Source organism: Pseudomonas sp. GW823-FHT06B06, assembly GCF_058795195.1.
In genome coordinates this window covers 197,211-221,605 of record NZ_JBXAHO010000003.1, presented here as the reverse complement: position 1 = coordinate 221,605, position 24,395 = coordinate 197,211, and the positions used below count along the sequence as shown (strand labels likewise).

Annotated in this window: 26 protein-coding genes; 3 read left to right on the top strand and 23 right to left on the bottom strand. The window is 60.1% G+C overall.

Translation table 11 applies throughout. From position 1 onward, the window contains the following. Position 1: 1 nt before the first annotated feature. Genes AC1Q8Q_RS04020 through AC1Q8Q_RS04010 form a run of 3 tightly spaced genes read right to left on the bottom strand, consistent with a single transcriptional unit; the run spans position 2 to position 967 of the window. A complete protein-coding gene (locus AC1Q8Q_RS04020; protein WP_092234914.1) occupies positions 2–364 on the bottom strand; it encodes a TIGR03745 family integrating conjugative element membrane protein in 363 nt (120 codons plus the stop codon). Between the two features lie 16 nt (positions 365–380). Further along, positions 381–614: a TIGR03758 family integrating conjugative element protein gene (locus AC1Q8Q_RS04015; protein WP_092234917.1), complete on the bottom strand. Its 234-nt coding sequence runs from the start codon at positions 612–614 to the stop codon at positions 381–383. Beyond that, on the bottom strand, positions 611–967 hold the full coding sequence (locus tag AC1Q8Q_RS04010; protein WP_092237365.1) for an integrative conjugative element protein, RAQPRD family: 357 nt from the start codon (positions 965–967) through the stop codon (positions 611–613). The genes AC1Q8Q_RS04015 and AC1Q8Q_RS04010 overlap by 4 nt, the downstream gene beginning before the upstream one ends. 376 nt (positions 968–1,343) lie before the next feature. Between AC1Q8Q_RS04010 and AC1Q8Q_RS04005 the strand changes: the two genes are divergently transcribed. Together AC1Q8Q_RS04005 and AC1Q8Q_RS04000 are read left to right on the top strand one after the other, a co-directional pair. Next, complete coding sequence (locus AC1Q8Q_RS04005) at positions 1,344–1,667, top strand: helix-turn-helix domain-containing protein (protein WP_024718120.1); 324 nt, start codon at positions 1,344–1,346, stop codon at positions 1,665–1,667. Continuing rightward, positions 1,664–2,953 carry a type II toxin-antitoxin system HipA family toxin gene (locus AC1Q8Q_RS04000; RefSeq protein WP_167362631.1) on the top strand — a complete coding sequence of 430 codons (1,290 nt, stop codon included), beginning with the start codon at positions 1,664–1,666 and terminating at the stop codon, positions 2,951–2,953. The genes AC1Q8Q_RS04005 and AC1Q8Q_RS04000 overlap by 4 nt, the downstream gene beginning before the upstream one ends. A gap of 15 nt (positions 2,954–2,968) precedes the next feature. Here the strand turns inward: AC1Q8Q_RS04000 and AC1Q8Q_RS03995 are convergent, their stop codons facing one another. The 17 genes from AC1Q8Q_RS03995 to AC1Q8Q_RS03915 form a co-directional block, all read right to left on the bottom strand. After that, entirely contained in the window at positions 2,969–3,718 is a 750-nt protein-coding gene (locus AC1Q8Q_RS03995; RefSeq protein WP_092234923.1) for a TIGR03747 family integrating conjugative element membrane protein, read from the bottom strand. Beyond that, positions 3,711–5,885 carry a type IV conjugative transfer system coupling protein TraD gene (gene traD, locus AC1Q8Q_RS03990; RefSeq protein WP_092234926.1) on the bottom strand — a complete coding sequence of 725 codons (2,175 nt, stop codon included), beginning with the start codon at positions 5,883–5,885 and terminating at the stop codon, positions 3,711–3,713. The genes AC1Q8Q_RS03995 and traD overlap by 8 nt, the downstream gene beginning before the upstream one ends. A gap of 10 nt (positions 5,886–5,895) precedes the next feature. Then, entirely contained in the window at positions 5,896–6,447 is a 552-nt protein-coding gene (locus tag AC1Q8Q_RS03985) for an integrating conjugative element protein (protein ID WP_092234928.1), read from the bottom strand. Next, positions 6,444–7,031, bottom strand: coding sequence for a transglycosylase SLT domain-containing protein (locus AC1Q8Q_RS03980; RefSeq protein ID WP_028622309.1), 588 nt, complete (start codon positions 7,029–7,031; stop codon positions 6,444–6,446). Before AC1Q8Q_RS03980 ends, AC1Q8Q_RS03985 begins: the two co-directional genes overlap by 4 nt. Next, positions 7,010–7,753 (bottom strand): TIGR03759 family integrating conjugative element protein, encoded by a 744-nt coding sequence (locus AC1Q8Q_RS03975; protein ID WP_028622308.1) that lies wholly within the window; start codon positions 7,751–7,753, stop codon positions 7,010–7,012. Before AC1Q8Q_RS03975 ends, AC1Q8Q_RS03980 begins: the two co-directional genes overlap by 22 nt. Positions 7,754–7,762: 9 nt before the next feature. Then, complete coding sequence (locus AC1Q8Q_RS03970) at positions 7,763–8,419, bottom strand: hypothetical protein (RefSeq protein ID WP_028622307.1); 657 nt, start codon at positions 8,417–8,419, stop codon at positions 7,763–7,765. Then, entirely contained in the window at positions 8,416–9,000 is a 585-nt protein-coding gene (pilL2, locus tag AC1Q8Q_RS03965) for a PFGI-1 class ICE element type IV pilus protein PilL2 (RefSeq protein ID WP_169870711.1), read from the bottom strand. The genes AC1Q8Q_RS03970 and pilL2 overlap by 4 nt, the downstream gene beginning before the upstream one ends. Before the next feature lie 235 nt (positions 9,001–9,235). After that, a complete protein-coding gene (locus AC1Q8Q_RS03960) occupies positions 9,236–9,544 on the bottom strand; it encodes a hypothetical protein (RefSeq protein WP_092234931.1) in 309 nt (102 codons plus the stop codon). Between the two features lie 133 nt (positions 9,545–9,677). Further along, positions 9,678–9,950 carry a hypothetical protein gene (locus tag AC1Q8Q_RS03955; RefSeq protein ID WP_050483106.1) on the bottom strand — a complete coding sequence of 91 codons (273 nt, stop codon included), beginning with the start codon at positions 9,948–9,950 and terminating at the stop codon, positions 9,678–9,680. Between the two features lie 322 nt (positions 9,951–10,272). After that, positions 10,273–11,100, bottom strand: a complete 828-nt coding sequence (locus AC1Q8Q_RS03950) for a DUF932 domain-containing protein (protein WP_092234937.1) — start codon at positions 11,098–11,100, stop codon at positions 10,273–10,275. 263 nt (positions 11,101–11,363) lie between these two features. After that, positions 11,364–11,915 carry an STY4534 family ICE replication protein gene (locus tag AC1Q8Q_RS03945; RefSeq protein WP_092234940.1) on the bottom strand — a complete coding sequence of 184 codons (552 nt, stop codon included), beginning with the start codon at positions 11,913–11,915 and terminating at the stop codon, positions 11,364–11,366. Between the two features lie 319 nt (positions 11,916–12,234). Next, on the bottom strand, positions 12,235–13,077 hold the full coding sequence (locus tag AC1Q8Q_RS03940; RefSeq protein ID WP_028622303.1) for an adenine nucleotide alpha hydrolase family protein: 843 nt from the start codon (positions 13,075–13,077) through the stop codon (positions 12,235–12,237). 143 nt (positions 13,078–13,220) lie between these two features. Next, positions 13,221–13,583 (bottom strand): DUF3085 domain-containing protein, encoded by a 363-nt coding sequence (locus AC1Q8Q_RS03935; protein WP_092234943.1) that lies wholly within the window; start codon positions 13,581–13,583, stop codon positions 13,221–13,223. Between the two features lie 83 nt (positions 13,584–13,666). Continuing rightward, positions 13,667–14,467 carry a GTPase gene (locus AC1Q8Q_RS03930; RefSeq protein ID WP_092234946.1) on the bottom strand — a complete coding sequence of 267 codons (801 nt, stop codon included), beginning with the start codon at positions 14,465–14,467 and terminating at the stop codon, positions 13,667–13,669. 309 nt (positions 14,468–14,776) lie between these two features. Beyond that, positions 14,777–15,490 (bottom strand): DUF5983 family protein, encoded by a 714-nt coding sequence (locus AC1Q8Q_RS03925; RefSeq protein WP_092234949.1) that lies wholly within the window; start codon positions 15,488–15,490, stop codon positions 14,777–14,779. Positions 15,491–17,026: 1,536 nt separating this feature from the next. Next, on the bottom strand, positions 17,027–19,051 hold the full coding sequence (locus AC1Q8Q_RS03920; protein ID WP_103404718.1) for a DNA topoisomerase III: 2,025 nt from the start codon (positions 19,049–19,051) through the stop codon (positions 17,027–17,029). Positions 19,052–20,722: 1,671 nt separating this feature from the next. Then, entirely contained in the window at positions 20,723–21,766 is a 1,044-nt protein-coding gene (locus tag AC1Q8Q_RS03915; protein WP_310650596.1) for an ATP-binding protein, read from the bottom strand. A gap of 463 nt (positions 21,767–22,229) precedes the next feature. On the opposite strand from AC1Q8Q_RS03915, the gene AC1Q8Q_RS03910 reads away from it, so the two are divergent. Next, positions 22,230–22,427, top strand: a complete 198-nt coding sequence (locus tag AC1Q8Q_RS03910; RefSeq protein WP_235861014.1) for a DUF7740 domain-containing protein — start codon at positions 22,230–22,232, stop codon at positions 22,425–22,427. Between the two features lie 201 nt (positions 22,428–22,628). Here the strand turns inward: AC1Q8Q_RS03910 and AC1Q8Q_RS03905 are convergent, their stop codons facing one another. Genes AC1Q8Q_RS03905 through AC1Q8Q_RS03895 form a run of 3 tightly spaced genes read right to left on the bottom strand, consistent with a single transcriptional unit; the run spans position 22,629 to position 24,360 of the window. Continuing rightward, positions 22,629–23,024 (bottom strand): single-stranded DNA-binding protein, encoded by a 396-nt coding sequence (locus tag AC1Q8Q_RS03905; RefSeq protein ID WP_092234957.1) that lies wholly within the window; start codon positions 23,022–23,024, stop codon positions 22,629–22,631. Beyond that, on the bottom strand, positions 23,021–23,536 hold the full coding sequence (locus AC1Q8Q_RS03900; protein WP_092234960.1) for a DUF3158 family protein: 516 nt from the start codon (positions 23,534–23,536) through the stop codon (positions 23,021–23,023). The genes AC1Q8Q_RS03905 and AC1Q8Q_RS03900 overlap by 4 nt, the downstream gene beginning before the upstream one ends. Continuing rightward, complete coding sequence (locus AC1Q8Q_RS03895; protein WP_092234963.1) at positions 23,533–24,360, bottom strand: PFL_4669 family integrating conjugative element protein; 828 nt, start codon at positions 24,358–24,360, stop codon at positions 23,533–23,535. Before AC1Q8Q_RS03895 ends, AC1Q8Q_RS03900 begins: the two co-directional genes overlap by 4 nt. Positions 24,361–24,395 lie beyond the last annotated feature (35 nt).

Here is a 24,395-nt window from a genome sequence, read left to right as displayed (position 1 = left end):
CCTAGAGCACGCCGGTGGCTTCAGTGAGCAGCCAGACACCAACGACCAGCAGGACGGCGCCCACGGCCACCGTCAGGCCGAATTGCCCCCAGGTTTTGCGGCCCGTGTGGATCTCTGCATAGGTACCGTAGGCGTGGTAGCAGACGCCGACAAACATCGAGGCGACCACCAGCAAGGCGACGAGCATCACGATGTCGTAACCGTAATTGCGCAGCGTCTCCATGATGCCCGAGCCCGTGCCCCGTGACGGGTCTTCCAGGGTTGGGAGATCGGCCTGGGCAAGCGATGGCAGCATGACGAGTGTGGATGCCGAGGCCAGGACGGCCATACGTACCGAATGCAAGCGATGCGAGAGCGGGTTCATGATGTGCGCCTTTGCGTTAGGAGAGCAGGAAAAAAGTCAGCACGACGTACATCGCGATAAACCTCACCGCAACGCCGAGGAACTGACGCTGGGAAATCCGCTGTTCCGACCAGCCGACATAGGCTGTGCGCAGGGCCCATACGCCCCACAGCAGCAGGACTGCGAACACGACACCGAGTAGTACGCCGGCGACAGCAGAGGGAGTGAAGCCTGCATTGGCCTGAAAGGCGGCAAGCTGGTTGGCGTTCATTGGTCATCCCCCTGTTCGGCGTCCTGGCGGTAATCGCCAAGCAGTACAGAGGGATCGCGTGGCTGTGCACGCTGGGGCGACAGGTAATCGTCGATGCTCGACCGCATGCGCTGCAGGTCGGCGTCCAGACGCCGATAGTCGAAGTGATAGCGGGAGCGTGACTCGGGGGCGGTGCTGGCGGATTGTTTGGCCAGACGGTCAAGCAGGTCGAGCTGGCGGGCGACGGCGGCCAGGTGTTCACGCTCATACCCATCGTCAGCGGCGGCGGCGAGCTGAGTGATGAAGATACTGGTGAGCAGCAACGCTACGACCGGACGTCGCCATGCGTAAGCCGAATTGTGAAACCTTGCCATTGCGCCATTTCCGATGGACTCGAACGGCTCGATGCTGCGGGGATGGCTGGTGGAAAGCCGCAAACAATGGGGAGTTACTCCTCACCACTTTCCTTACATACATTTTTCGGTGGTGTTGCGTTGTGCATTCTGAAGAGAGTGGTATGGGCGACTGTTTCATCGCAGAACAGCTATCTCTTCATCTGTGTCTCTGCGTATCGAAATCGTGGACGCTAAGGGCTGATATATTTTCAGATTTCACTTTAGCATTCTGATTGGACTGCTAATCGCTTACTAGCGCTCCCGTGGGATGTTTATTGACAACAGTAACGAGACATGAGGTAATTGTTCTCATGGGAGCTGATAATGGCCTTAAGAATTCCTATGAGGATGATAAATGAGTACACCACTGCCGTTACCCGTCGAGCGGGCGCTCCGCAAGCTCGGCAGCGACATTGAGCTTGCACGCAGGCGTCGACGGATTTCACAGGCCTCGCTTGCAGAGCGAATGGGGGCTTCTGTATCCACTGTTCGGCGCATGGAGAAAGGGGATATGCGGGTGCCTATTCATTTCTTCGCCCGCGCCTTGCACGTGTTCGGTGAGGTACAGGCGCTGGCCAACCTGCTGGATACGGCGCACGACGACATCGGGCTGACGCTGATGGATGAACAATTGCCTAAACGTGTACGCAGTAAACCGCCGGCATCGGGGGCATTATGAAATCGGTTACTTCAGTTCGCCAGCAAGTCCAGGTCTGTCTTGGTAAGGCGGAAATACCTGTTGGCACTCTTATTTACGTCAAGCAGGGGCGCCGCGAGAACACCACCTTTGCCTATGAGCAGGGATGGTTGGGGAATCAGGATGGGTTCAATGTTTCTGCCGATCTCAGCCTGATCTCGGGTTATCAGCCACGTAGAGCTCCCTCAGCTCACGATTCGGTCTTTCATTTCGCCATTGCCGATACAGCACCGGACGCTTGGGGACGTCGGGTCATCGCACGTGACCATGCCAAGCGTCGTAAGGGTAATCCATCGCTCGCGTCGCTGACAGAGATGGACTACCTGCTGGCGGTTGACGATTTCAGCCGGATCGGCGCGCTGAGACTGCGCGATCAGAATGAACAATATTGCCGGACTATTGAAGATGGACGGCGCGCTACACCGCCACTGCTGGAATTGCAGCGCATCTACCAAGCCAGCCGGGCAGTTGAGAAAGGTCAGGAAAGCACTGAAGATTTGCGTTACCTTCAGGGCAAAGGCACATCGCTCGGCGGGATGCGCCCCAAGAGCACGGTGGTTGATGAGGATGGTGCACTCGCCATTGGAAAATTCCCAAGCGTGGGCGACGCCCGTAGCGTGACGCGCGGCGAAGTGCTGGCCTTATGCTTGGCAAAACAAGCAGGTATCAATGCCGCGCCGGCCCGTATCATAGAGCTGGATGGCGTACCGGTCGCTATCATCCGCCGTTTCGATCGCGATGGTGCTGATGGGCGTATTCCATACCAGTCCGCCGCATCTTTGCTGCAGGCGTCGCGCGAAGAGGATCGAAGCTATACCGAAATTGCCGATGCTATCCGTTCCGTGGGGCATGCACCGACCGCAGATGTGCAGCAGCTGTGGCGGCGACTGGTTTTTAACCTACTGATCACCAATGTGGATGACCACCTGCAGAACCATGGCTTTCTTCATGTGGAAAAGGGGCTCTGGCGGCTGGCACCGGCATTCGACGTCAATCCCTTCCCGGACAAAGAGCGAGAGTCGAAAACCTGGCTGTCGGAGGAGGATGGACCGATCACCGATCTTGAGATGCTGCTGGCGCGGAGCACCTATTTTTCGTTGAGTCGGGAGGATGCGTTGGCCGTGCTGGCAGAAGTGTATGACGCCGTGCTGGACTGGCGGCAGATTGCGCTCAGTGCTGTGGTGGGGTTGCAAGCGAGCGAGTTGGACGATTTTGCTCCAGCGTTTGAGCACGAGCAAATGGAGGCGGCGCAGGCATTACTGGCCTGAAATACCGGTCAGCACTTATAGGTATTTTTTGAAGCTGCCTGCTGCGAGGTCTGTTGCGGCACCTAACAGAATTGCGCAGGGAAGCAAGAGAAGAAGCGGGTGTGCGCTGACGGGCAGGGTCAGGTAAAGGACCCAAGGCATGACGGCGAGCGGCATCAGACTGGCCTTTGCCCGGTGGTAGACAAAGCCGGACTCACGGCCCGCACCAAAGCGCCTGATGTCCCGCCGCACCAGGCCATCGACCAGACCGACGAATGCTGCCATCAGAAATAGCGGAATGGTCAGTACCAGCACCAGCAGCCGGACGAGGAACACCAGTAGCGTGTACGCACTGGCGATCAGATAGTTCTCCAGGTACACATAAACCTGACTCAGATAAAAACGGAAATCCCGACCCGCTCCCTGGCTGGGTGAACTGGCCTTGGCGGATGTATCGCGCATCCAGTCGATGAGCCCGCTTTTGACGAACACCCATTGGTAAGCCGTTTCTACCAACCAGGACGCCGTTTGTCCCGGTTCCTGCACCACGGCGCTGCGTGTGAAGTGTTGTGAGAGTTGCGTCAGTTCATAGTCCAGCATGCCTTGCGCGTGCCGCCAGCCTTGATCGGCCCAGAACAGGTGCATACCCACGCATTCGATCACGATGGACAGAAACAAAGACCCCAACAGCACGCCCACAAACCGGAATGGCAGCGTGATGATGCCGGTGATCAAACCCTGCTGTTGGGTCTGCTGGCGCTGCGCTGTGTTGGCCGGGTCACTCACGGTTGCGCCTCTCAGCAGTCGTTTCGGCGGTCGCCATATGCCGGAACCCGTCAAGCAGGTCATCAGGTAGGGGGGCATCCTGCAGGCCCGGTAGTGCTTTGCTGTCCCACCAGTCACCCGCCTCGACGTAGTGTTGGCGCATGTACCCAGCAAGCTGCTGCAGGTCCCTGGGCATCACTTCGTCAGGGTCGGGTGCCGGCAGCGGCATGCGAATCTTCCAGAGGTTGCCGCCTTCGATCAGTGCAAAGCACTGCCCCTTGGGCAGGCCGACAACATGGGCGGGTTCGAGCAGGGGCACACTCGTCGTCGTGATGCGGTCCTGGGTGTTGCTGGTAAAATCGGTCTTGCCGTGAATGTCGGAGCTGTCGGTGGCGCCGCTCATCAGTGAGGTGGTGTACACCTCAACCTTGGGCAACTGTTTCGTGAGTAATTCGGCGGTCGCAGTTTCCCGCACCCTCAACATAAACAGGTTGTTGAAGTTACCGACCACCTGGCCGGCTTTGGCGCGGTTGCCGATACGCGCTTCAATGTCACTGAGCGTTTGCGTGTAGGCGGTGACCTGGAGACCGGCACCGCCGCCTTTGTTGACCATGGGGATGAATTCATCACCCATCAGTTCGTTGAACTCGTCGGCGTGCACGTTGATCGGTACTTTGACCCCAGACGCCGTGCCGGGTAGACCATCGTCAATACCGAACTTGTAGATGTGTCCAGCGACCGACACCAAGTCGCTGAACATGCTGTTGCCCACGGCGGCTGAAACCTCGGCATCCGAGAGTGCGTCCAGGCCCACATACACCACGGCCTTCTTCCGGATAATCTGCATCCAGTCGAAAATGGGACGGGGGTCGGCCAGATCGGCATAGTCCGGGGCCAGCAACTGAGAAATCTTGCCGGTCGTGAGTTTTTCCAGCAGGGGCAGCAACGAGGCGACGATTTTGTCGAAGTAGGTGCGGTCATAGCGTACCGCAGATCTGAGCCCGTCCAGCACCGGATCGTAGACCCTGACCTGTGACAGGTATTGTTCGAGCGCAATGACGCGCTTCTCGCGGCCGATCATGTTGCGGGGAGTGTTCTTGTCGTTGAGCCTGGCCTCGATCTGCACAATGACTTCCCACGCCTTCGGTTCGTTGCTCGCGAAGTAGTGCTGGGCGTACTCGATGAACAAGGCATCGATGTTCACTACATGCCGCTGGATCAGCAGGTAGTCGGGCCGCTGCCCCAGCTCGACGAGTGCACGGGCGATGATGTTGACGAAACGCCAGGCGAACTCGCGAAACGCCGCAGAGTTGCCCTCGCCGGAGAGTTGGCCGGCAATGCGCGTGGCCACCTCGCTGATGCGGCCAAACCGGCCCACGGCGTTGTAGCGCGCACTGATATCCGGCCAGCCAAGATGAAAAACATAGAACTCGCCTTCGCGTCCGGCGCGTTTGGCCTCGACATACACGCGCTTGAGCAAGTCTGCATCGCCTTTGGGGTCGAAGACGATGACCACTTCATGCTCGCCGGCTGCGTTACGCCGCCGGATGTCCTGGGTGATGAACAGCTCGGCGAGTCTTGTTTTGCCCACCCGCGTGGTGCCCAGGACGAGTGAATGCCCAACCCGTTCCCCCAGCGGCAGCGTGACGTCCACCTCATGCGGTTCAATGCCATGCAGGCGCGGCATGCCACCGACTGGAGGTAGCGGCCGCGCCGGATTAAATGGGCTGTCCCAGGTCGTCAGTCGGGCAAGTTTTGAGAGTGGAAAGGGTGCGAATTCCAGCCGCTCTTCCAAACGGCGGGCGATGCGGTAGGCGGCCGTGGGTTCCACATAACGACGAAACTCGGGGCGGTACGTTTGCATCAGCCGATGCGTGTGCCGCTGATCCCAGCGAAACCCTCGGCCGATGAACAGGCGCTGCTGACTGACCGGCACAGCACGGCTGGTCATCACGTACTTCGGCAGACGGCGGACATTGCGCCGATAGCGCAGGATGAACCATGCCTCACGGAGCCGAATAATGCCAAACAGCAGGAACGCCAGGGCTGATCCCAGGCCCAGCAGTGGATTTAACGCCAGCGACCATGGCGCCACCAGGCACAGAAGCGCGGCAACGGCGCAGACGGCCACGGTGTACAGCTCCACCGCTGGCCGTAGCAGGACTTCCACCGCATGAGGCTGGGCCATGGCGAGTGGCTCACTGCTCAATGCCGGTGGCAGTGACCAGCACGGGGTAATGGCGCAACCCCAGACGTTCTGCGAGATCGTCGCCCGATACCGGCGATAGTGTCAGGCCCGGGGCCAGCCCGCGCAAGGTGGCAAGTGCGTCTGCAGATGCCACGTTGACGACCAAGCCGACCGCATTCAATTCGCCCAGGATTGCTGCACGCTCGCGTAACCATTGGCGCGAGCGGTCGTCATCGCCGACCAGAAACATTGGCCGCAGCCCGGGGGCCTGGATGACCCTGCGCGGCTCCTCCCCCGGCGACAGGCGTCCGGAACGAACCGGCAGCATGTCTGTTTCGTTGAAACGTTGCTGTGACGGATGAGGTGCGGCGAGGGACGGGGCTAACGGCTGGTCCTGGTGGGGTCGCAGATTCAGTGATTGGTAGTAGGGCCATGCCGAAACACCGCCACGATCTTCGACCACGATCAACGAGGCGGCGTCTGCGAGCGCTCCCCCGGTGGCCAGGCATAGCAGGCCGAACAGCGATCGGGCGGCGATTCGCAGAGGAAGATGGAGCTTCATAGTGGTTTTCTCCTGGGGGAGTTTTCAGCGAGGGCGCCGCCGAGCACGCGCTGCAGGTGCTTGTGCACACTCATGCGGTAGCGGGCAGCCGCTGCCCCGCCTGCCGGGCGGTGGTAGCGTCCAATGGCGAGCAGCCAGTCCTCGCCGTCGGTGTGCTGTTCGCGCAGAATTTCCGCTGCGATAGCGAGGTTGCGATACGGGTCGAGTAGATCGCAGGGCTGCGGGTAGCGGTGCTTCTGATAACCCAGGTTGACCTGGCCGAGGCCGGCGTCGACCCGTGTGGGGGGAGCCTCCCGCAGCGCCTTTTGCAGACCCGTACATGCTTTGGCGCGGGAACTGAAACGGCGCGATACGCCCGCCACATTCAGGGTCCAGGGCCACGGCACCAGCCGGCCATCGCGTTGCAGGCCGCTCTCCTGCAACGCCACCGCATACAGCACCGCAGAGGGAATGCCAGCTCGGTGCGCGGCGATCTGGTACGCCGGAGGCGGTACGTCCTGCGCGCCGGCGGGGGCGATGATGGTCATCCAGCCCAGTACCACGAGCAGATGACGCCAGCGGGTCATTGCCGTTGCCGTTGCCATTGGCCATTGACCTGCCGCACAACGGCAGGCAGGTCCCCCGGCAGGCCCAAAGACAGCCAGCGTCCGGCATCGTGGTTGAGCGTGATTGAACCGTTGCGTACGCGATCTGGATTGATGCTGGCTCGCTTCGCCCAGTCGCGAATGAGCGTGTCGTTGGCGCGGCTGCCGACCATGTAGAGGTCGAAGCCGACATCAGATGCCTGCAACTGCTGAACCGCCAGGCCACATGGCGCGCAGCCGTCCTTGATGAACACGGCGATGCGGTCCGTGCTGTTGACGGTGGTGGAGGAATTGCCTGGAGTATGGCCGGGCAGGGTGACACGTTGCATGCCCGGGTGTAGACGTTGCCAGGCGGTGTCGTAGGCCCGCTGGTATGCCAGCGTCTTTTCGGCGCGGCGGGCTTCAACCTGAACCTGCAACTCGGCATAGCGACGGCGCTCCTTGTCGGAGCGCGCTTCGATGCCAAGTGCGGTCAATGGGTCGAGGTTGGGCGAAAAGAGGCCCAGCGGTCCCTGCATTAATTGGCGATAGCGAGCCCATTCTTCCGTGTGCAACCCCCAGTCACGGGCCTGTTGTTCGTCGCTGACGCGTGAGGTCGCTGTTTGTTCCTCGCTGGGCGCGACGGTGGAGGCAATCGTGAGAGCGTTCTGTGCGATCACCGGAGAGTTAAAGAAGGCGATCAGGCTCAGCGTTAACGCGCGGAAAACAAGATTGCTGTTCATCCGGAGCCCCTATGGCAGCGTCAATCGGTGCATCTGGCCACCGTTCTCGCGCTGGAACACGGCGGTCTGGCCATCGATGGCTTGCAGGCGCCAGCCGCTGTCGGTCTCACCGGGACGCAGGACGCGTATCTCGGAAAAGGCGGTAGTGCCGGTTGGCAGGATCGACAGGAATCGTTCGCCGCCGCGAAGCTCGGTCCCCATAACCGTGAACGGTAGGCTCGCTGCTTGGGTCGGTTTTGTCGGGTGTATCACACGGGCGCGTACCGATACTGGAGTCGTCTGGTTGGGTTTATCCAGACGACTGGTCAATTGGTCGATGCGTGTTTCCAGGGAGGAAAGGCTGGCTGCTGTCAGACGCTGATCAAGCCCGCTTTCAACGGCGGTCATCCGTTGGGCAAGAGCTTTGCTATCAGCCTCATAATGGGCTTGGGTCAAGGCGACAGGCTGTTTCTGCAATGAGTCGAGGCGCTGGCTCAGCTCAGTCAGACGGGTTTCCAGGGCAACAACCTGGCTGGCCTGAGCGTTGGCTCTGGCCTGGGTGGCCAGACTCGACAGCGAGACGTGGTTGACGATCGTGGCTGCGCTGATGAGGGTCAGCCATGCGATGCTGGCCGCACGTAACAGCATGCTGAGGGAGTCGCCTGGGGTGGATTGAAATCCCCTCATGGCCTGGCCTCCGTTTTCAATGGAGGCCGCGCTATGTCGACAGGGGCGACCGGTCCGGATTGGGGAAGTGCACCACCGGTGGTGGGCTGCACTGCGCGTGTGAAGCAGATCCGGCGTGCGCCGTCGTCGACCTCCAGATCCCAGGCAGGACCGGCCAGCGTGAGCAGGGCATCACGCAATAACAGCGGGCCCAGTCGGTAGTGCGAAGCCGGTAGCGGGAGCGCATTCAGCGCTGCGATATCACTGCTGGAACACAACTGGTAGCCAGAACGGAGCAGGACATGACGCAGGGCGTCCCCAACGGTGGCTGTGCGTGTGCCGGGAACGGTCACGTCGACGACCTGAAGCAGCAGGTCCTGTTGCGCTGATACCGGAGCCAACTCGACCAGGGTGTACCGACCATAACGCACCACTGAGATGAACTCCGGCACCCCGCGCGTGGACGTGCTGGGACCTTTCTCTGCGGGTTCAACCGAAGTGGGTGGAGTCGGAGCGGATGCCGTCGTGCAACTGGCCAGAGCGGCTGTCATCAGCAGGCAGAGTAAGACCCTGCTGGGGTGATTTTGGCTGAATGCTGGCATCGGTCAGTTCTCTGGAGCGTGGAACCGACACCATCGCCTCACAAGGCCGGTGTATCAGCAAACAATAGGATTCGCCGAGTCACCAGATTGATCATGCCTTTGACCTCGCTCGGAAACTCTGCCTTAGGCCAAGGGGGACAGGGGGGGCAGGGGCCGAGTTAGGCCCCGGGGCGGTGAAAAAAGTGACTGACCGGTACTGGCGACCGGAAGTCGGTAGATAATTGCAAGAGCGGCCTCAGCGTTCCGACGGTAGCCGGATCATGGTGGCACTGCGGTCGGCCTCGGACATGATGCTAAGGCGGATTTCGCGGGTGACCACGTAGAATGAATTGAGCTGCCCGTCGATCTTCAGCGCGGCGTTGTTGGCGTACCAGGTCTCGTCGGAAACCTGGCCCCAGTCGCCATGCGCATGACGTTGAAAGAACGGCATTGGATCAAGGCGACCTTCACGCATCAGGCGATCGACGCCCTTGCTGAAGATCAACGCGCCAACCGGAAACAGCAGCTTGGAGTGGCGGCGGTGGTTTCTGGATGAATGTGCCATGGAAGTCTCCTTGTTGAGGACCACAGCACCCTTGGGGTGATGGGCCCCAACAGGTGGATAAACCGACAATCTCGGCCTTCAGGGTGCAACTGCCTCGACGAGTAATTGAATGATCGTGAGACTGCGTTGCTCGTCAGTGATAACCACCAACGCCAATCGTGGCGTCACTTGATAGCGTGAGGCCAATGCCCCCGGACTCAAGAGCAGCACTGGTGGCACGGCGCTCAGACTCATCAAGTTCGCCCCAGTCACCGTGCAAATGGCGATGCAGAAAGCGTTGGGGGGCGATCAGTCCCTTGCTGTCCAGCGACTGCATTCTGTCGCTGAGCTTCAGGGGGCCGCTTGAAAACCTGGGGGCAGAGGAGGGCCGCGCGGAGCGCAGACGTGGAAGGTATCGAAGGTTCATGGTAAAGCTCCTTTGGGATGAAGAAATCGATCGCCTACCTTTGAACAGGCGGTTGCTTCCGATTGTGGATTGAGGCGACACGAGGGCTACCGGGAGACAAACATCACTAGCACAGCCGTCGGCCATCAGGTCTGGGTATTCGTCGATGCGCAGTAGCGGTTGGATGGCGGATACATGAGGCATGGTGATGTCCTTTCGAAGAAGCAGGGACGGCACCAGCCCGCGAGGCCAGTACAGCCCCTTGGGGATTGAAGAACGCTCTGGCAGGAACGATGTGTGAGAACCGCGGACTCTGCCCGGAGTGGGCGCAGTCAGCGTGCGGTCAAGCTTTGAGTTGCCGCAGACCTTCGGCCAGCAACCACAACGCCCGATTGAGGCGCACGTTCTGATCGATGCCTTGCACAGGGCGTGTGCGTTGATGGCGACCGTTGGCGGTCCGACTAGACAGACCTCCTTTGACCAGATTTTCCTGTACTCGGTTAAACACCGACCACAGATCCGTGCGTTGGTCATCGAACCGGCGTGTCGCCAACACCTGGCTTTCAGTGATCGGCAGCACCTTGTCCGGGCTGTCGTACTTGAGCATCAGTGCCGAGCGCGCAAAGACCTCTGCTTCGCCATCGTCGAGCGTGATAGCTCGCATGGCTTCGTGGGAGTCCTGTACCTGGTCGAAGCCACGCAGGACTTCATAGGCGCCCTCGATGACATGTTCCGTCACGTTGCCCTTGTGAGGCACACGGACGTCGCCGACGATGTTGCCGCACACCAGACCGTTTTGGCAGACGAAGCGGAACATGCCAGCCAGCATCTGATAGCTGCTCGTGCCGTCGTGACTATTGAGCAAGATAATTTCATTGGCCTCTTTGCCATTGATCTGGCTCGCATGACGAAGCCGGAGCATGTGCTTGGTGAATTCACGACGGTCTTCGTGACGCACGCGGGTCTGGCACACCATGAAGGGCTCGAACCCTTCATCGCGTAGTTTCGCCAGTACAGCGCAGGTCGGTATGTAGCTGTACCGCTCGGAACGGCTTTCATGCGGGTTTTCCGCGAAGATGGAAGGGGCGATTGCGCGGATCTGGTCATCGGACAGCGGATGATCAGCACGTAGCACTGGGGAACGTGATGCAAAACGAGATGCAAGTTGCATGACAAACTCCTTGAAAATTGAGCAGCCGGCAACGACTGGCATGGAGCCAGGCGAACACGAGTGCATAGGACAAAAGCCCTGCAATGCAGGGGCTGGACGAAAATTGGCAGGGAGAAACCCATCTGCATGTCGGTCGTACCGATGCGGATGGATACGCCATTGGCGTAATAACCCATTCAGGCAATGAAGGAAGGCCGGGGCTTATGTCGGCCCGAAGTCAACCCCACGAGGGTTGAATCGAAGGACCACCCCGGCGTTACGGATTAGAACGACTCGGCCAGTGCTGGTGCTTGCGCATCGGTGGCTTCGTCGACAGGTTCTGCGACAGGCTCGGAGGTTTCCGAGCCGGGTGCTTCCTGGGTGACAGGCGTTTCGGAAGCCGCAGGGGCTTGCGATTCGCTTTCATCGGCCTTGGTCGATTTCGGCTCGGCTTTGTAAACCAAAGCACTGTCGACCTTGATCCAACTGATGAACAACAGACGGGCCTTGAAGCTCACGCCCTGTTCGCCTGCACGTTTACCTTTGGAGTAAGTGAAGGTGTCGGCCCACAGGTCGCTGAGTCGGAACCCGATCATCACTTTCTTCTCAGCCTCGACGGCCTCGATGCAGCGACGAACCAGATGTTGTGCTTCCGAGCCCGAAACGCGCGTATCAAAACGCACGTACGAGACGTCGTCGCTCGGACCATTGAGCGCTGCGATATCGCAGGCCAGGAACGGATCACCTTTCTTTGGCTTCACTTCGCGAACGCGATTGAGATAACCGAGGCCGGTGATGTGAAGATCAAAAAAGGTTTTTTCGGATGAAGTGGTCATGGTGAATCTCCAGACTTGAAGGACAAGAGTGCGGAGACACACCGACCCGGACGGGAGGTGTGTAACCCCCGCGTGGGTTGATGGATCCTGGGATCCGGTACAACTAGATTGGCATCACCATCGAAGACTCGATGGGCGTTCGCATCTGGGATGCCGAGTGCGAACTGGATTGATCAACGCGGACGGAACCGCGCCGTAGTCTTGAAGATCGTGACCACCTGGGCATGTTGCTGACAACGTCAGCGGAACATGGCTGTAACGTGGCACCCGTGCGATGTGCCCGCTACCGGAAATCGGTACTGGCGCGCATCCCCATTGTTCAGTCACCACAAAAACAGGCGATGGACTCTTTGTCGGAATCGAACATGTCGCGCTGGTGGGCGGCGAATCGGGCCAAGTCGGCATAGGTCGGGCCATCGTTGCGAAAGCGCGCGCCGCTGGGTTTGCTGGCAAGATTCAAAGACTCCATACGTATCCACCAGACGGCGGACCCCGGTTTGGCCTTGATCAGTGCCAGCCGCTGTCCCTGTGGCTTGAGAAAGCACAGGTCGCAGTTGCCTTCGAGCGTGCGGCCGTTCACGGTCAGCAATTCCAGATCGAAGGGCTGGGCCTGCCAGAAGGCGGTCACCTCGCGCACGCTCACGCCAGCCTCGGCCAACGGCATGCACATCGTCTCTCTGCTGGACTCTGTGGAATGACCGCGCGTCCTGATCTTCGCCACGCGGCGCTGCTCGTCAGCCCGGATGCCGATGAACTGATCCCAATCGGTCCAGCCCAAACTGCGTACGAACTTGTGCATTGCACGGATTTTCAGGGAGGTGGTGCAGCCCCGAGCTACCGGGTTGGGCAGGTACTGGCGCTTGCGGATTAGCGCCTCGAAGGGTTCGCCTTGCCGGCTGGCGCTTGCGAAATCGACCACCGCGAAGCCGGGCAACGCATCGCGGTATTCGAGCCATTGGATCGGCACCTGCCACCGTATGCTGCACTCGCGCACGAAACGCAGCGTGGCCTCCACTTCCTTGCCGGTGTTGGCGAAGCAGACCACGGTATCGATAGGCCGGCCCGCATTGGCTTGCAACACTCGCCACAGCATGTAGGCGCTGGTGCGACCAGCGCTGAAACTGATACAGGTGGGCTGGTCGATCTTGAACGGGTCGCGCATGTGGGCTGTCTCCAGGCTGGCGTGCCGGCGGGCACCGACGGCAGAGGGCGCTCCTTGTGAAAGGAACGAGAGACAGGCATGCGGTCACATGGCCGCTGTTCAGAAAAAGCCCCCGGATGGAGGCTTTGTGATCAGGTGGTGAGCTAGCCTTTACCTGGCTTGGACGCAACGGCTCGCAGCGAAAGCTGTATCGGCGTGGCCGACAATTCAAGATCGTCTTCACTGTTGAGGATGCGGGTGAAGACAACATCGTGGGGATCAAGAAACTCCCCGAAGTCATCCCCGCCAAGCTCGGTGCGGGCGAGTTCCCACCAGTTATCGAACGGATCGATGTCGGGATCGCAGCCAACGGCGTAGGCCAGCAGTTTTTGCTGCCCATCGGGTGTACGCTCGCCGAACTCGGCCAGGAAATACACCCCATGATCCTTGGCGAGGATGAGGCGGCCCTTGTGAGCGATAGCCTCGGCCAGCACGGGACGCAAATTTGTACCTTTGAATCGCAACATGGTGATCTCCATTGCTTGAGGAAAATGCTTCCCGCCAAGAAGGCAGGAAGCTGGACAGGTAAGGAGTGGCGTTGGCCGACTGATCAGTGCCGAATCGGCTTGCGCCCGTCCGACAGGATTTCCACCTGGATCTGCCGCCAATGCCCGTCGTCGATCAGGTGTTCCAGCGTTTCGCCGAGCATGTCGAAGTACACCTCGTCCACGCGCTGGATGAGTTCATCAGCGTGGCGCAACTCCACGGCGTAATGGTCGCCAGCACGGTCATAGAGCACCGTGACGCGGCCCTGGAATTTCTCCGTGGAGACCGTGAAGCTGATCGCGGGTGGCGTCTCGATGATGTTGTTGGGTAACGGGTCAACCCAGGTGAAATCCCTGGCCTCGGCATCCACCAGGAGGTGGGTGATGCGCCGGAAACCATCGGGAGCGGGCAGTTGCTCCAGTTGATGAACGAGCTCCTGCAACTCCGGGCAACGCAGTTCAGGAGCCGGCAACTTGGCCGGTGCTGATCCGAGAATGTGTGTCTTCACCGTGTAGGGAGTGCCGTCCGAGGCCACTTCTGTGCGCTCTTCGGGCGTATCCGCGCGAAGACCGTCGAAGCGGCGACGGACATAGGGTTGGACTTGTACCTTGATACCTTCGTCGGGCTCCTGGCTCACCTGGTGGCGATCCAGTACGGCGAATTCGGCACGACCGGTCTTGATCACAATGACCTGATCGGTCTTGGCGACAACTTTGCCCTCGAAGGGCTGCGGGTCCATACGGAAGCCGAGCGAGGATTCCTGCGGAAGGTCTTCGTAGATGCGGAACTTGAAGCTGCGAACATTGCGCGGAACATGGGCCGACACCAACGCTGGTATCTGCGTGCGAATGGATGAGTGATCCATGGGGAGACTCCTTTGAGGAAAACAAGGGACTCCTGCCCGCAAGGGAGGGTATCCCTTGGGGGGTGAGTAAATAGATGCTGCGTGCATCAGGGAGTACAGTGACCAGCGCGCAAAGCCGCACCGAAGTCTTGAAGGTCTCGACTACCTGGGATGGTGCCGGCTACGCCAGCAAACCTGTGCGCAGAATGACATCGCCATGCGGCGGCAGGCCCGCGTCAATCGGCAACCGGGGTGCCCCGCATTGGTTGTTTCATCCGGGCAGAAAAAAGCCCCTCGGTTGAGGGGCTAGAAGGTATGTCGTGGCAAGAGTCATTCTTCGTACAACGGCAAGCCGTCGAGTACCGGTGCGTCGGCGTCGAAGATCAGGATGCGGACATCAGCCAGCGCGGCCAGATGAAGAACATTCACCAGCGACTCTGGCATGCCTTTGTCGCATTGTTCCTGCCGCAACTGCTCGGCGGTGATGCCTTCGACGTACTGCAGGTTGGCATCGGTCCAGGGCGTGGCAATCACCTTGACGCCGATCGCCGGGCTGTATGGGATCCGGAAAACGACGAACAGAAAGCCGATCGGCGTGGCGATGTCTGCAAGCTCTGTCAGGTAGCAACCAGCTTCTTCGGTGATGTGCGCCGTGCTGATTTCCCAGCATCGGCTGTAGAAGCCGGTCTCAAAAGTCAGGCGCCGTACAACTTCCCGTGCGTCCTCAGCGGCGTAGGTATCGCCGATGTGGATGGGCTGCCCGGCATCGCTGCCGAGGACGGCGTAGACCACAGAGCGGACGATGCCTTCGGTTTGGCACTGTGCCTCAAGGTCGTCTCCGACCTCCTGGCCCTCCGTGATCAGGACGAAGTCATTGCAGAGAATGCAGGGAAACTGCGCGATTTGATCGTCCAGAAGGTGTGCTTGGCTGGGATGAAGTTGCCGCCATACGGGCGGGCTGTCGTCCTCATAGGTGATGCAGAGAGTACGAACGACATGCAGGTTTTGGTAGCCGCGGATGAAAGGATTGGGAGTCTGAGACATGGTATTTCTCCAGCAGAGGTTAGGCGGAGCCCATCCCCAACTGAGGATCGGGTCCCTGTGGGTGAATAAATGCAGGTGCTTCAGTCGAAGCACTCAGCGTCGGACGTATCAAGCAGAAGCTGCGCAACGCGCGCTCGCAGGATCGCTCGAATATGCAGGTCGGAGATGCCGACAAGCAGGCTCACCGTCTAGCGCTTGAGTAGGCACGATGTTTCATCGATCTGGTTCTGCAGCACGGCCTCGCGCAGTTGTTCGCCGAGATTCAGTGCCTGTGCTGAGTCGTGGGTGGAATATCACCTCGTTGTTGATGAGGCAGCCGTGGCCGCGGTGGATTGAATTCGCGTAAGCCGACACGACGGCAGTTCTGAACGGGTCAGTGCCATGCGTCGAATGAAGAAACGCGGGGTTGCGCGGGAATGAAGAGCATCGGCGCTAGGTGTGGCGCACATCCGCGTAAAACGATGCGAAGCGGACTGGATCGGTCTACGTGGAACCTCCACGTCGCAGCCTGGGGACCGTGGCTGCTGGCATGGTGCTGACCGGAGTTAGCAACAGATGGTGGCAGAATGGCAAAGCGGCTTCATGGCGTCTGCCGACAATGGGCTTTTTGCGCGCCCCTGTTATTGCAAGACCTGTTGCAGGTGTCGTCCGAGCTAGGCCGCAAGGCACGGCCATTGAGTTGCCAATGGCTTTGCAGCGAGGTGCACGCGATACGGCACCAGGGTGTAGTCGTCCGGTATGCCTTAAAAGCGGCGGCACTCCTTGGGCATTAGCCGGCGCCCCCGTCATTGGTACCTGTCCGCTGTGCCGGGGTATTCCCGTAGTAGCAGAAATAGGGTCGTAGTTCGGCACCGGTATGGGGCTTTTGTCATCATTACCGGTGCTGACGCCTAATTTATGGCGACATGCCACTCTCCCTGTTCGGCGGTCAAGTTCATGACTTTGATGCGGCGGCACATGCTGCCGTACCGAAGGGGTTGAAGGTGCATGTGTCCATCTTCTGTTCTGGTTGTGGCGAAGTCACCCGGTTCTGGACAGCCCGCAGGCAGACGGCGTTCAAGATGCGGAGAGGAACAAGGCGCTGGAGGCATTACGCCTCCAGCGGGGGACAGGAAAACCACCTGTGGCTGTCGCAGGGACTTGGCCGTCGTCAACGCCTGTCGCTGGAGCAGATCGCACCCGACCCGTTTCGTGGTTGGGGTCGATATCTTTCGGCGCACATCCGCGCACAAAAGGAGCCCGTTGTTTCACCGGCGGGCACCGGGGGCGAACACCGTCGTCCCCGAAGGGTCTCCTGGCATCTCGCGCACAAGGCGCCAGGAGACCCTTCGGGCCGGACGTAGAGAGTGCCGATCAGCAGGCCGTGTTATCTGGCCGGTCAGGAAAGCACCTTCAATCCTCTCGGCGACGCGAGTCGCAGGAGAGGGACATGCCATTGCAGAAGGCGGGGACATGCTTGGGACGCCCCGCGGGTCGCGGGGCCATGCCTGACAACCGCTGGAAAGTGCGGCTGGGGCAGGACGTGTCTGGCAGGCTTCAGGAAGCCCTGGGAGCGGTCCGCCGCTTGCGCGGAGCGGCTCGCTTGCCACTGGACGATTCGATCGCTACGGTGCCTTTACAGTCGGGATAACGGTTGCACGACCAAAAGGGACCGGTTTTGCCGGTTCGCTGGCGTGTAGCGCCGCCGCACAGAGGGCAGGCAGGGCCTTCCGGGATCCGGATCGCCAGGGTGGTGCCGCTGTATTGCTGGATCAGTTGCGTGATCCAGGCCGACTGTTTCGCAATGAAGGTGTCCAGGGTCAACTGCCCGGATTCGATCATGTCCAGTGCCTGTTCCCAGATAGCGGTCGTGCCCGGGTCGGCAATGGCCGCTGGAACAGCGTCGATCAGCGTGAAAGCCGCTTCGGAGGCGCGGACGGATCGACCTTTTTTGATCAGGAAGCTTCGGCTCAACAAGCCATTGATAATGTTTGCTCGGGTGGCCTCGGTGCCGATGCCCGTGGTTTCCTTCAACTTCTGTTTCAGGCGTGGGTCTGTCACCAGTTTGGCGACACCCTTCATGGCTTTGATCAACTCACCCTGCGTGAACGGCTTGGGCGGCAGTGTTTTCAGCGCTTTCAGATCGACAGAGCCGACTTGGCAATGTGTACCCTCGGATAGCGGCGGCAGGATCTGGCTGCGTTGGGCTGGCTCGTCGTCCGCACCGCCGGGTGTGCCCGGCCCGCTGTTGATTAGCGCCCGGTGCCATCCCAGGACGGCAACCTGCTTACCCGTCGCCTGCAGTGTCTGGCCGCCGGCTGACAAGGTGGCGACTGTTCTGTCGAATTCATGGTGAGGTAGAAACTGCGCCAGGTAATGCGAACGGATGAGCCCATAAACGGCCCGCTCCTTCTCCGACATGGCAGAAAGGTTGGTCGGTTCCAGCGTGGGAATGATGCCATGGTGAGCAGTGACTTTCGCATCGTTCCAGGCGCGTGAGCGTTGGGTGCGGTCGAGTTGGTCGAACAATGGGCGCAGGCCGGGATCGCTGGCAAGCATGGCGTCGAGCACTGTCGGCACCTCGGCCAGCATGCTCTCCGGCAGGTAGCCGGAATCCGAGCGGGGATAGGTGGTCGCCTTGTGCGTCTCGTACAGCGCTTGCGCGATGTCCAGTGTTTCTTGCACGTCGAGACCAAACTGGCGCGAGCAGACTTCCTGCAGCGTGCTGAGGTCGAACGGGAGAGGCGCGACTTCGCGGACCCGCTCGGTTTCCACCGACAGCACCTGAGCCTCACGAGCGCCGCCGATTTTGCTTACTGCCTGCTGAGCGGTTCGTTGGGCCAGGCACCGACCTGCAGTGTCTGTGGTGGCATGGGGCGGCATCCAGTTAGCGGTGAAAGAATTGCCGATGTGCGATAGCTGCACTTCGACGGACCAAAACGGAACAGACACGAACCGGGCGATCTCGCGGTCGCGACCAACCACAAGACGCAGCGTGGGCGTCTGCACACGACCGACTGAGAGGACGCCCTGGTAGCCGGCTTGGCGGCCGAGCACAGTGAATAATCGGCTGAGGTTCATGCCGATCAACCAATCGGCGCGAGAGCGGGCGAGTGCCGAGTAATACAGCGGCAGGGTCTCATTCGAAGGCTTGAGCGCTCCCAGGGCCTTGCGAATGGAGGCGTCATTCAGTGCAGACAGCCACAGCCGTTGAATGGAGCCACGGTAGCCGCATAGCTCGATAATCTCGCGAGCGATCATCTCGCCTTCGCGATCGGCATCGGTGGCAATCACCAGCTCGCTGGCCTGGCCGAGCAACTGTTTGACGACCTTGAATTGCGCGGCAGTAGAGGCCTTGACCTCGCTGCGCCAGCGCTCGGGAAGAATGGGGAGCTGTTCGATCGACCAGCGTTTGTACTGTTCGCCGTAGGCTTCCGGTGGTGCGGCTTCGATCAGGTGACCGATGCACCAGGTCACGACAACTCCTGGTCCGTTGTAGCAGCCAGTTCCGCGCTGTTTCGCACCCAGCACGCGGGCAATGTCTTTGCCTTGCGAAGGCTTCTCGCACAGATACACGCGCATGTAGCCTCCCCGGAGTTGGCGTGGTGTTCATCGAATGAGTACCAGCATGTCCGGGGAGAGCGCGAGAGACAGCAAACAAGGTGGACTCGATAATGACCGGCTTTTTGAACGGGGGGATTAAGGTTGCGACAGTTGAGTCCAGGGTCGTTTAGGAGATCGTCAGAGAAGGGGCTTCGTTTTGGTCGCGCGCGGGGAGTTCAGTGGACGTCTATGGCGCTATACCTTGGGTATAGAGGTGTTTGATAGAGACCGGTGCTTTTCAGGCCGACAGGATCTGGCGCATTGAAGGCGACCATAGACTGCTACAGCCGCCCTCGGATCAGGCATCGGGTTCTTCACGCCACTTCAGATAGTCATCAACCCAAAAGAAGCCGGCGGCGGCCGCATTGCGCTCAAGCGTCAATGCAGTCTCGCCGGGGCGAATCAGCACCTGCAGGTCTTCGGCAGCCCGGTGACGACCGGTGTGCCCGTCGGCTTCATCGAGGTCACCGTCTTCAAATTCGTAATAGGCAGAGCCCTCCAGCTCGTAAGCCTCCCAGGGCTTTGCAGCCCACAGGGTATGAAGCTGGTCAGCGCTCAGATCCTCACGCATCAGGTAGCACAGAGCGTCAGGATGGACCTCTTCGACCTGTACATGGAACAGCGTGGAAAATCGCTGCCGTGCAGCTTCGTCGGCCTCGGTCTGGGCTTTCTCATAAGCATCGATCTCGGCCCAATAAGCGGTTTCGTCGTCATGCTGGCGCTGCGCTGCGACACTTTGTGCTGTGTCAACCCGGTTCTGCGCCTCAATGAGCTTCTGGTCTGCCTCGGCACGCGTCAGGACCTCCGACCAGTCGGGTGCCGGGGAGCCGGTGTCAGCCACAGTAAGAAGCGTGTTCTGGTAGTCGATGAAGTCCATGTTTTCGTCTGGAATCGCACCGACCACGACAGGGTCGTTGCTGACATCTTCGATGGTCGGCGGCAGGCCGCGTTTCTCCCGACCGCTGCCGGCACGGTCGATCAGAAAGCGTTCACGCCAGGGCTCGCCACGCGCGCGCTTCCCTTCACCCTCCAGACTCATGGTGTACTTCATCAGCCACATGTGCGTGTAGCGCTGGCGTTGCTCGCTGTGCTGCAGGGCGAGGTCATGGAGGCGCTGATAAAACGCTTCATCGTGGCCGCAGTCGAGGCTGTCACCCTCGTGGGCAGCCTCGTGCTCGATGAGGGAAAAAATGTAGGCCGCAGTCCTGAGCGGACTGGACTTGAGCCGCTTCACAAGGGTGACGTCGACGGCGATGTAGCTGCTGCCATCGGTCCATGCCTCGGCAATATTGGACTGCCCAAGCAGAATATGCAGCGATTTACCGTCACGGACCTGCCCCCCGTATGCAGGGCGGCCACCCGTGCACAGGGCGGCGTAGTGATGCAGGCACCAACGCAACGCCGTCCAGGCGCGGCGTGTCTCGTGATCGAGCGCATCTTTTTCCGTCACGATATGGGTCCGCTCAATGAACGCGTCGCGCAGTGTGGAGAAAGCCAGCAAGTCCGGAACGAAGAGGCCGTTGAGCCACCAGTACTGTGTGCCATTCTGCTCCACGTCGTGGTGAAGATTGGCATGGACCCGAACGAGACACTCGACAAAATCCTGTGCGTTGTAGCAACCGAAGCGGTCGAGTGTGCTGGGGTGAACGATCACGGCGATACCTTCGCGGGCGATGGCTTCACCCTTCGGGACATCGAAGGCGTTATCGACGACCGCGAACCTTCCGCCTTGCCGCTGGTTGTGGCTATAGCGGCATTTGCGCAGAAAGTCCTCCAACGACACGTGCCGCTTGCCGGGCAGAAGCGTGACGACCTCTTCCTGAGAATAGATTTGAACGATGTTGGCATCGCCCGAAAGTAATGCCCGCGCGGATTTTTCACGGCGAGCCTCGGTTTACGGTGGTCACCATGACGGGACGCCATCTGGTCAGCCATTTGGCCAAATTGCCTGGCAATTGATTTCCACACCGGGCAGGTCTTGCGCAGGATTTCGGTACGGGACACGTTCAGGCATATGGCCTTCTTGGAAGCGATGAGGCCGCCCGCGCCCCACGTGTGAGCGGGATCGTGACGTACCAGTACGCCCTGGTTGTAGATGGAGACAGCACCGTCCGCTTTCACGCGATACCAGGCGAATTCGTCCTCAGCATCCCAGCGCTCGGTGCGGGGATCGCGTGTGATGCACCGGCCATTCAGCTCAACACTGACGGGGGTGTAACGCACCAGGTCCCGAACCTCCTGGATGGTCGACATCAGCTCCGCATCACTCAGGACTTCGTACCATTCGCCAGAGATCGAGCAGCCCGGCGACGCGTCGTGGAGGTCGTCAAGATCGTAGTGATAGCCCATCGCCCGTGTATCGACGGTCATCATCCAGGCGTTAGAACGCCAGACTGTTGTGGCATGGGCCATGATTTGGCCGCGTCCGAGCCGGAAACGGCCGTAGGTGGCGTCGCCTTCATCGTGTGGCGTGCCGAAACGACCGAAGTACCGAACGACATCTTCGCGGCGGGCAAAGCCCTGGCCGTCGTCGCTGCAGGTGAAGCCGGTGCGGGACAGCGAAAGATGTACGGCACTGGCCCTGGCATCGACCGAGTTCATCAGCAACTCGATGAGGGCTTTGCCGATGGAGCCCGCCTGGCTGTAAATGATGTGGTGGATGATCTGCGGATCGAGCTCGAATGGCAGACGCATGGACCCTCCTTGTAGCGTTAGGTCAAAATATTGATGAATACGCCGTCCATCTCATTGCCGATGCACAATGAAGCGCCCGGCATTCGATCTGTGCACCGGAAGAGGATGGACACGCGATCATTGATGCCGGCGATTACCGGGTTTGTCGAAAACCTAACCGAGCCACTGCTCATCCGTATTCAGCGTGCGTGGGCGTGATCAGACCGACGTAAGTGGCGTGTGATGGAGTTCTCAGGAGGTTCAAACGTGTCGTGAGATGGCGCGTCGGGAGCATCGTCATGTACCGCGGGCTGCGACCTCAGTGGACGTCAGTGGAGCAATTTGACATGATCCAGACCCAAGCGGGTGGGTGCAAAGTGGCGGTACAGCGAGTGATGGCCATTAAGCTCCCCCCTGATCAGCCGAAGAAAGACACTATGTGATGGGTCAAGTGTTAGTGGCGATTTGCAACGAGAGTGAGGTGATGGCGAAGACGCTGACCGATGCATACCTAGTGCTGCTGTTGGCGGCGACCATCCACGGTACGAATGCCGCCGTGCGTGATACGGCGAAGCGCTGTGCCAAAACGCTGCCGAGAAGCAAGCGGGATGTGATGTACCAGATCGTGGACAGCAAGGAGCCGCTGAGGCTTGTGTTCCATATCGCAGAGAATCTCGACTGATGTAGCAAGCGAGGAGAGTCTGCAAGAGTCGGAAGCAATGGGGCCGCGAATGGAGGCCGTAGGTTGGTTTTCCGGGAGCTTCTCCATGTGCCGCGAACTGTGGATCTCAGTGGAACTCCATGGACGCTGGCTGTTGCCCGGTGAGCGACTGGTGGTTGGCGCAATCGCTCAGCGGGAAAGGTGCACGCAGGGCGGGAATGATCACTCGTTCTCGGCTGGCTCCGCTGCTGCGGGTTTGGCCCCAAGCACGACCGCCTCAAGGCGATACGGCAGGATCCCGGCGCGGCGCGCTTCAATCTTGAAGGTCACGCGCTCGTTTTCCTCCGCATCCTCCCAATCGTCCTTCACGGCCCGCCCCTCCACCAGGACGCGCATGCCCTTCTGGTACAGCGCAGCCCAACGTTCGGCGTCGCGATGCCAAATCTCGACCGGGGCCCAGAACCCTCCGCGATCTTCAAAACCGTCCTTTGTCGGAATAGGGTTGTCGAAATAGACATTCAGGCGCAATAGCCTACGCGGCTCGTTATTGCCGTTCGGAAACTCGCGGAATTCTGGCGCCGAACCGATGTTGCCCTCACCGTAGAAATGCGTGCTCATGAGTGTGACTCCTTGGGGTTGGTGGCGTGGACACGCCGTTGGTAAGCCCCCTCGGCATGGGCCAACTTGCTGGCGCATGCCGAGGTTTGCCGGGCGATACTGTGGGTAAGGCTGATCTGCAGGTTCAGCACGATGCGCTGCACCTCGATGGCGAAGAGGTCGTCGATCAGCGATGCCGGTGTGCCGGGGCTGGCAAGCAGCTCCTCCCACAAAGCAGTACCCATGCGCGAACGATCGAGGTTGCGCCAACGCAGAAAGGTCGTGCCTGCGCCAGTGGTTTGCTGGGCCAGTTGCACGGCAAGCAGGTTGAAGGGGTGGCTGCGGGCCTGCGACAGCACCTTGCGCTGCGCCAGTCCGATTAGATCGTCCCGCAGCGCTTGGCACTGGCTGGCCCAGGTCGCAAGCTCCCCATTACCTTTAAAAGGCTTTAAAAGGCCTTTTAGGTAGGCAGCCTGTTCCAGCCTCTGGAAGTCCGCCTGTTCTAGTGCCAAGAAGCGGTTGGCTGCGGTCATGCTGGTTCGTCCTCACTGTCGACAGACGCAGGTGTACCGCCGTCCAGATCCTCCTCGTTTGATATGGCTGGTTCAACGGTGTCAATGTCGTTGGCTGGCGCAACCTCTGAAACTGTCGACAGGCCTGGCGCGGATGTCGGAGAAGGGCGATGGAGAAGCGGCGGTGCAAAGCGTGAACGGCGTGTGCCTTCGAGCACGTCCTGCGGCAGTTCGCCGTACTTCTCCAGGGCCGCGCGCGCCGCGGCGTTGTTCGCGGCAAAATCGTCACGCTTCGTGCCGGAGTAGCGGTATTGCTGCGCCAGGCTGAAAAGGCTGCGCAACGCATGCGCGCCTTCGCTGAGCCAGCGCTCCAGCGTGCTGCGGTCAATCAAGGCGGTGTGATGCGCCAGGATCAGACGCCGGGCCAGATCGTCGTAGTCGGCGAGCAGATAGACCGCCATGAAGCCGAGCTGCGAGGCCACGAACAGCGGCAGCTTTACCGGCTGGACGTTGAGGTTCTCGCCCAGGCTGAGTGCAGCCGGCACATCGGCCAGCGCCTGATCAACCTGTTCGCGTAAGGCCTGAAGCTGTTCTTTGGTGGTGCTGAGCTTGTCCTCAATGCGCAGCATCCACCAGTCGGAGTAGGGATCATCCTGCTCGGCGCCGCGTTTGAGCTTGGTCATGATGGCGACAAAGCCGTTGAGCCCGACAATGCCGGGTTTGCCCTCGGAGGGCGCGCGTCCGTGCCAGATGCGGGATGCATGATGGGTGTGCAGCGTCAGCGACATCGCGCTGCGCAGTGAACCAAGGTTCAACTGCAGGGAAGATTTGGGTTCGGTGGCCATCGTGACGACTCTCGGTAAGGAAACGAGTCGCCAGC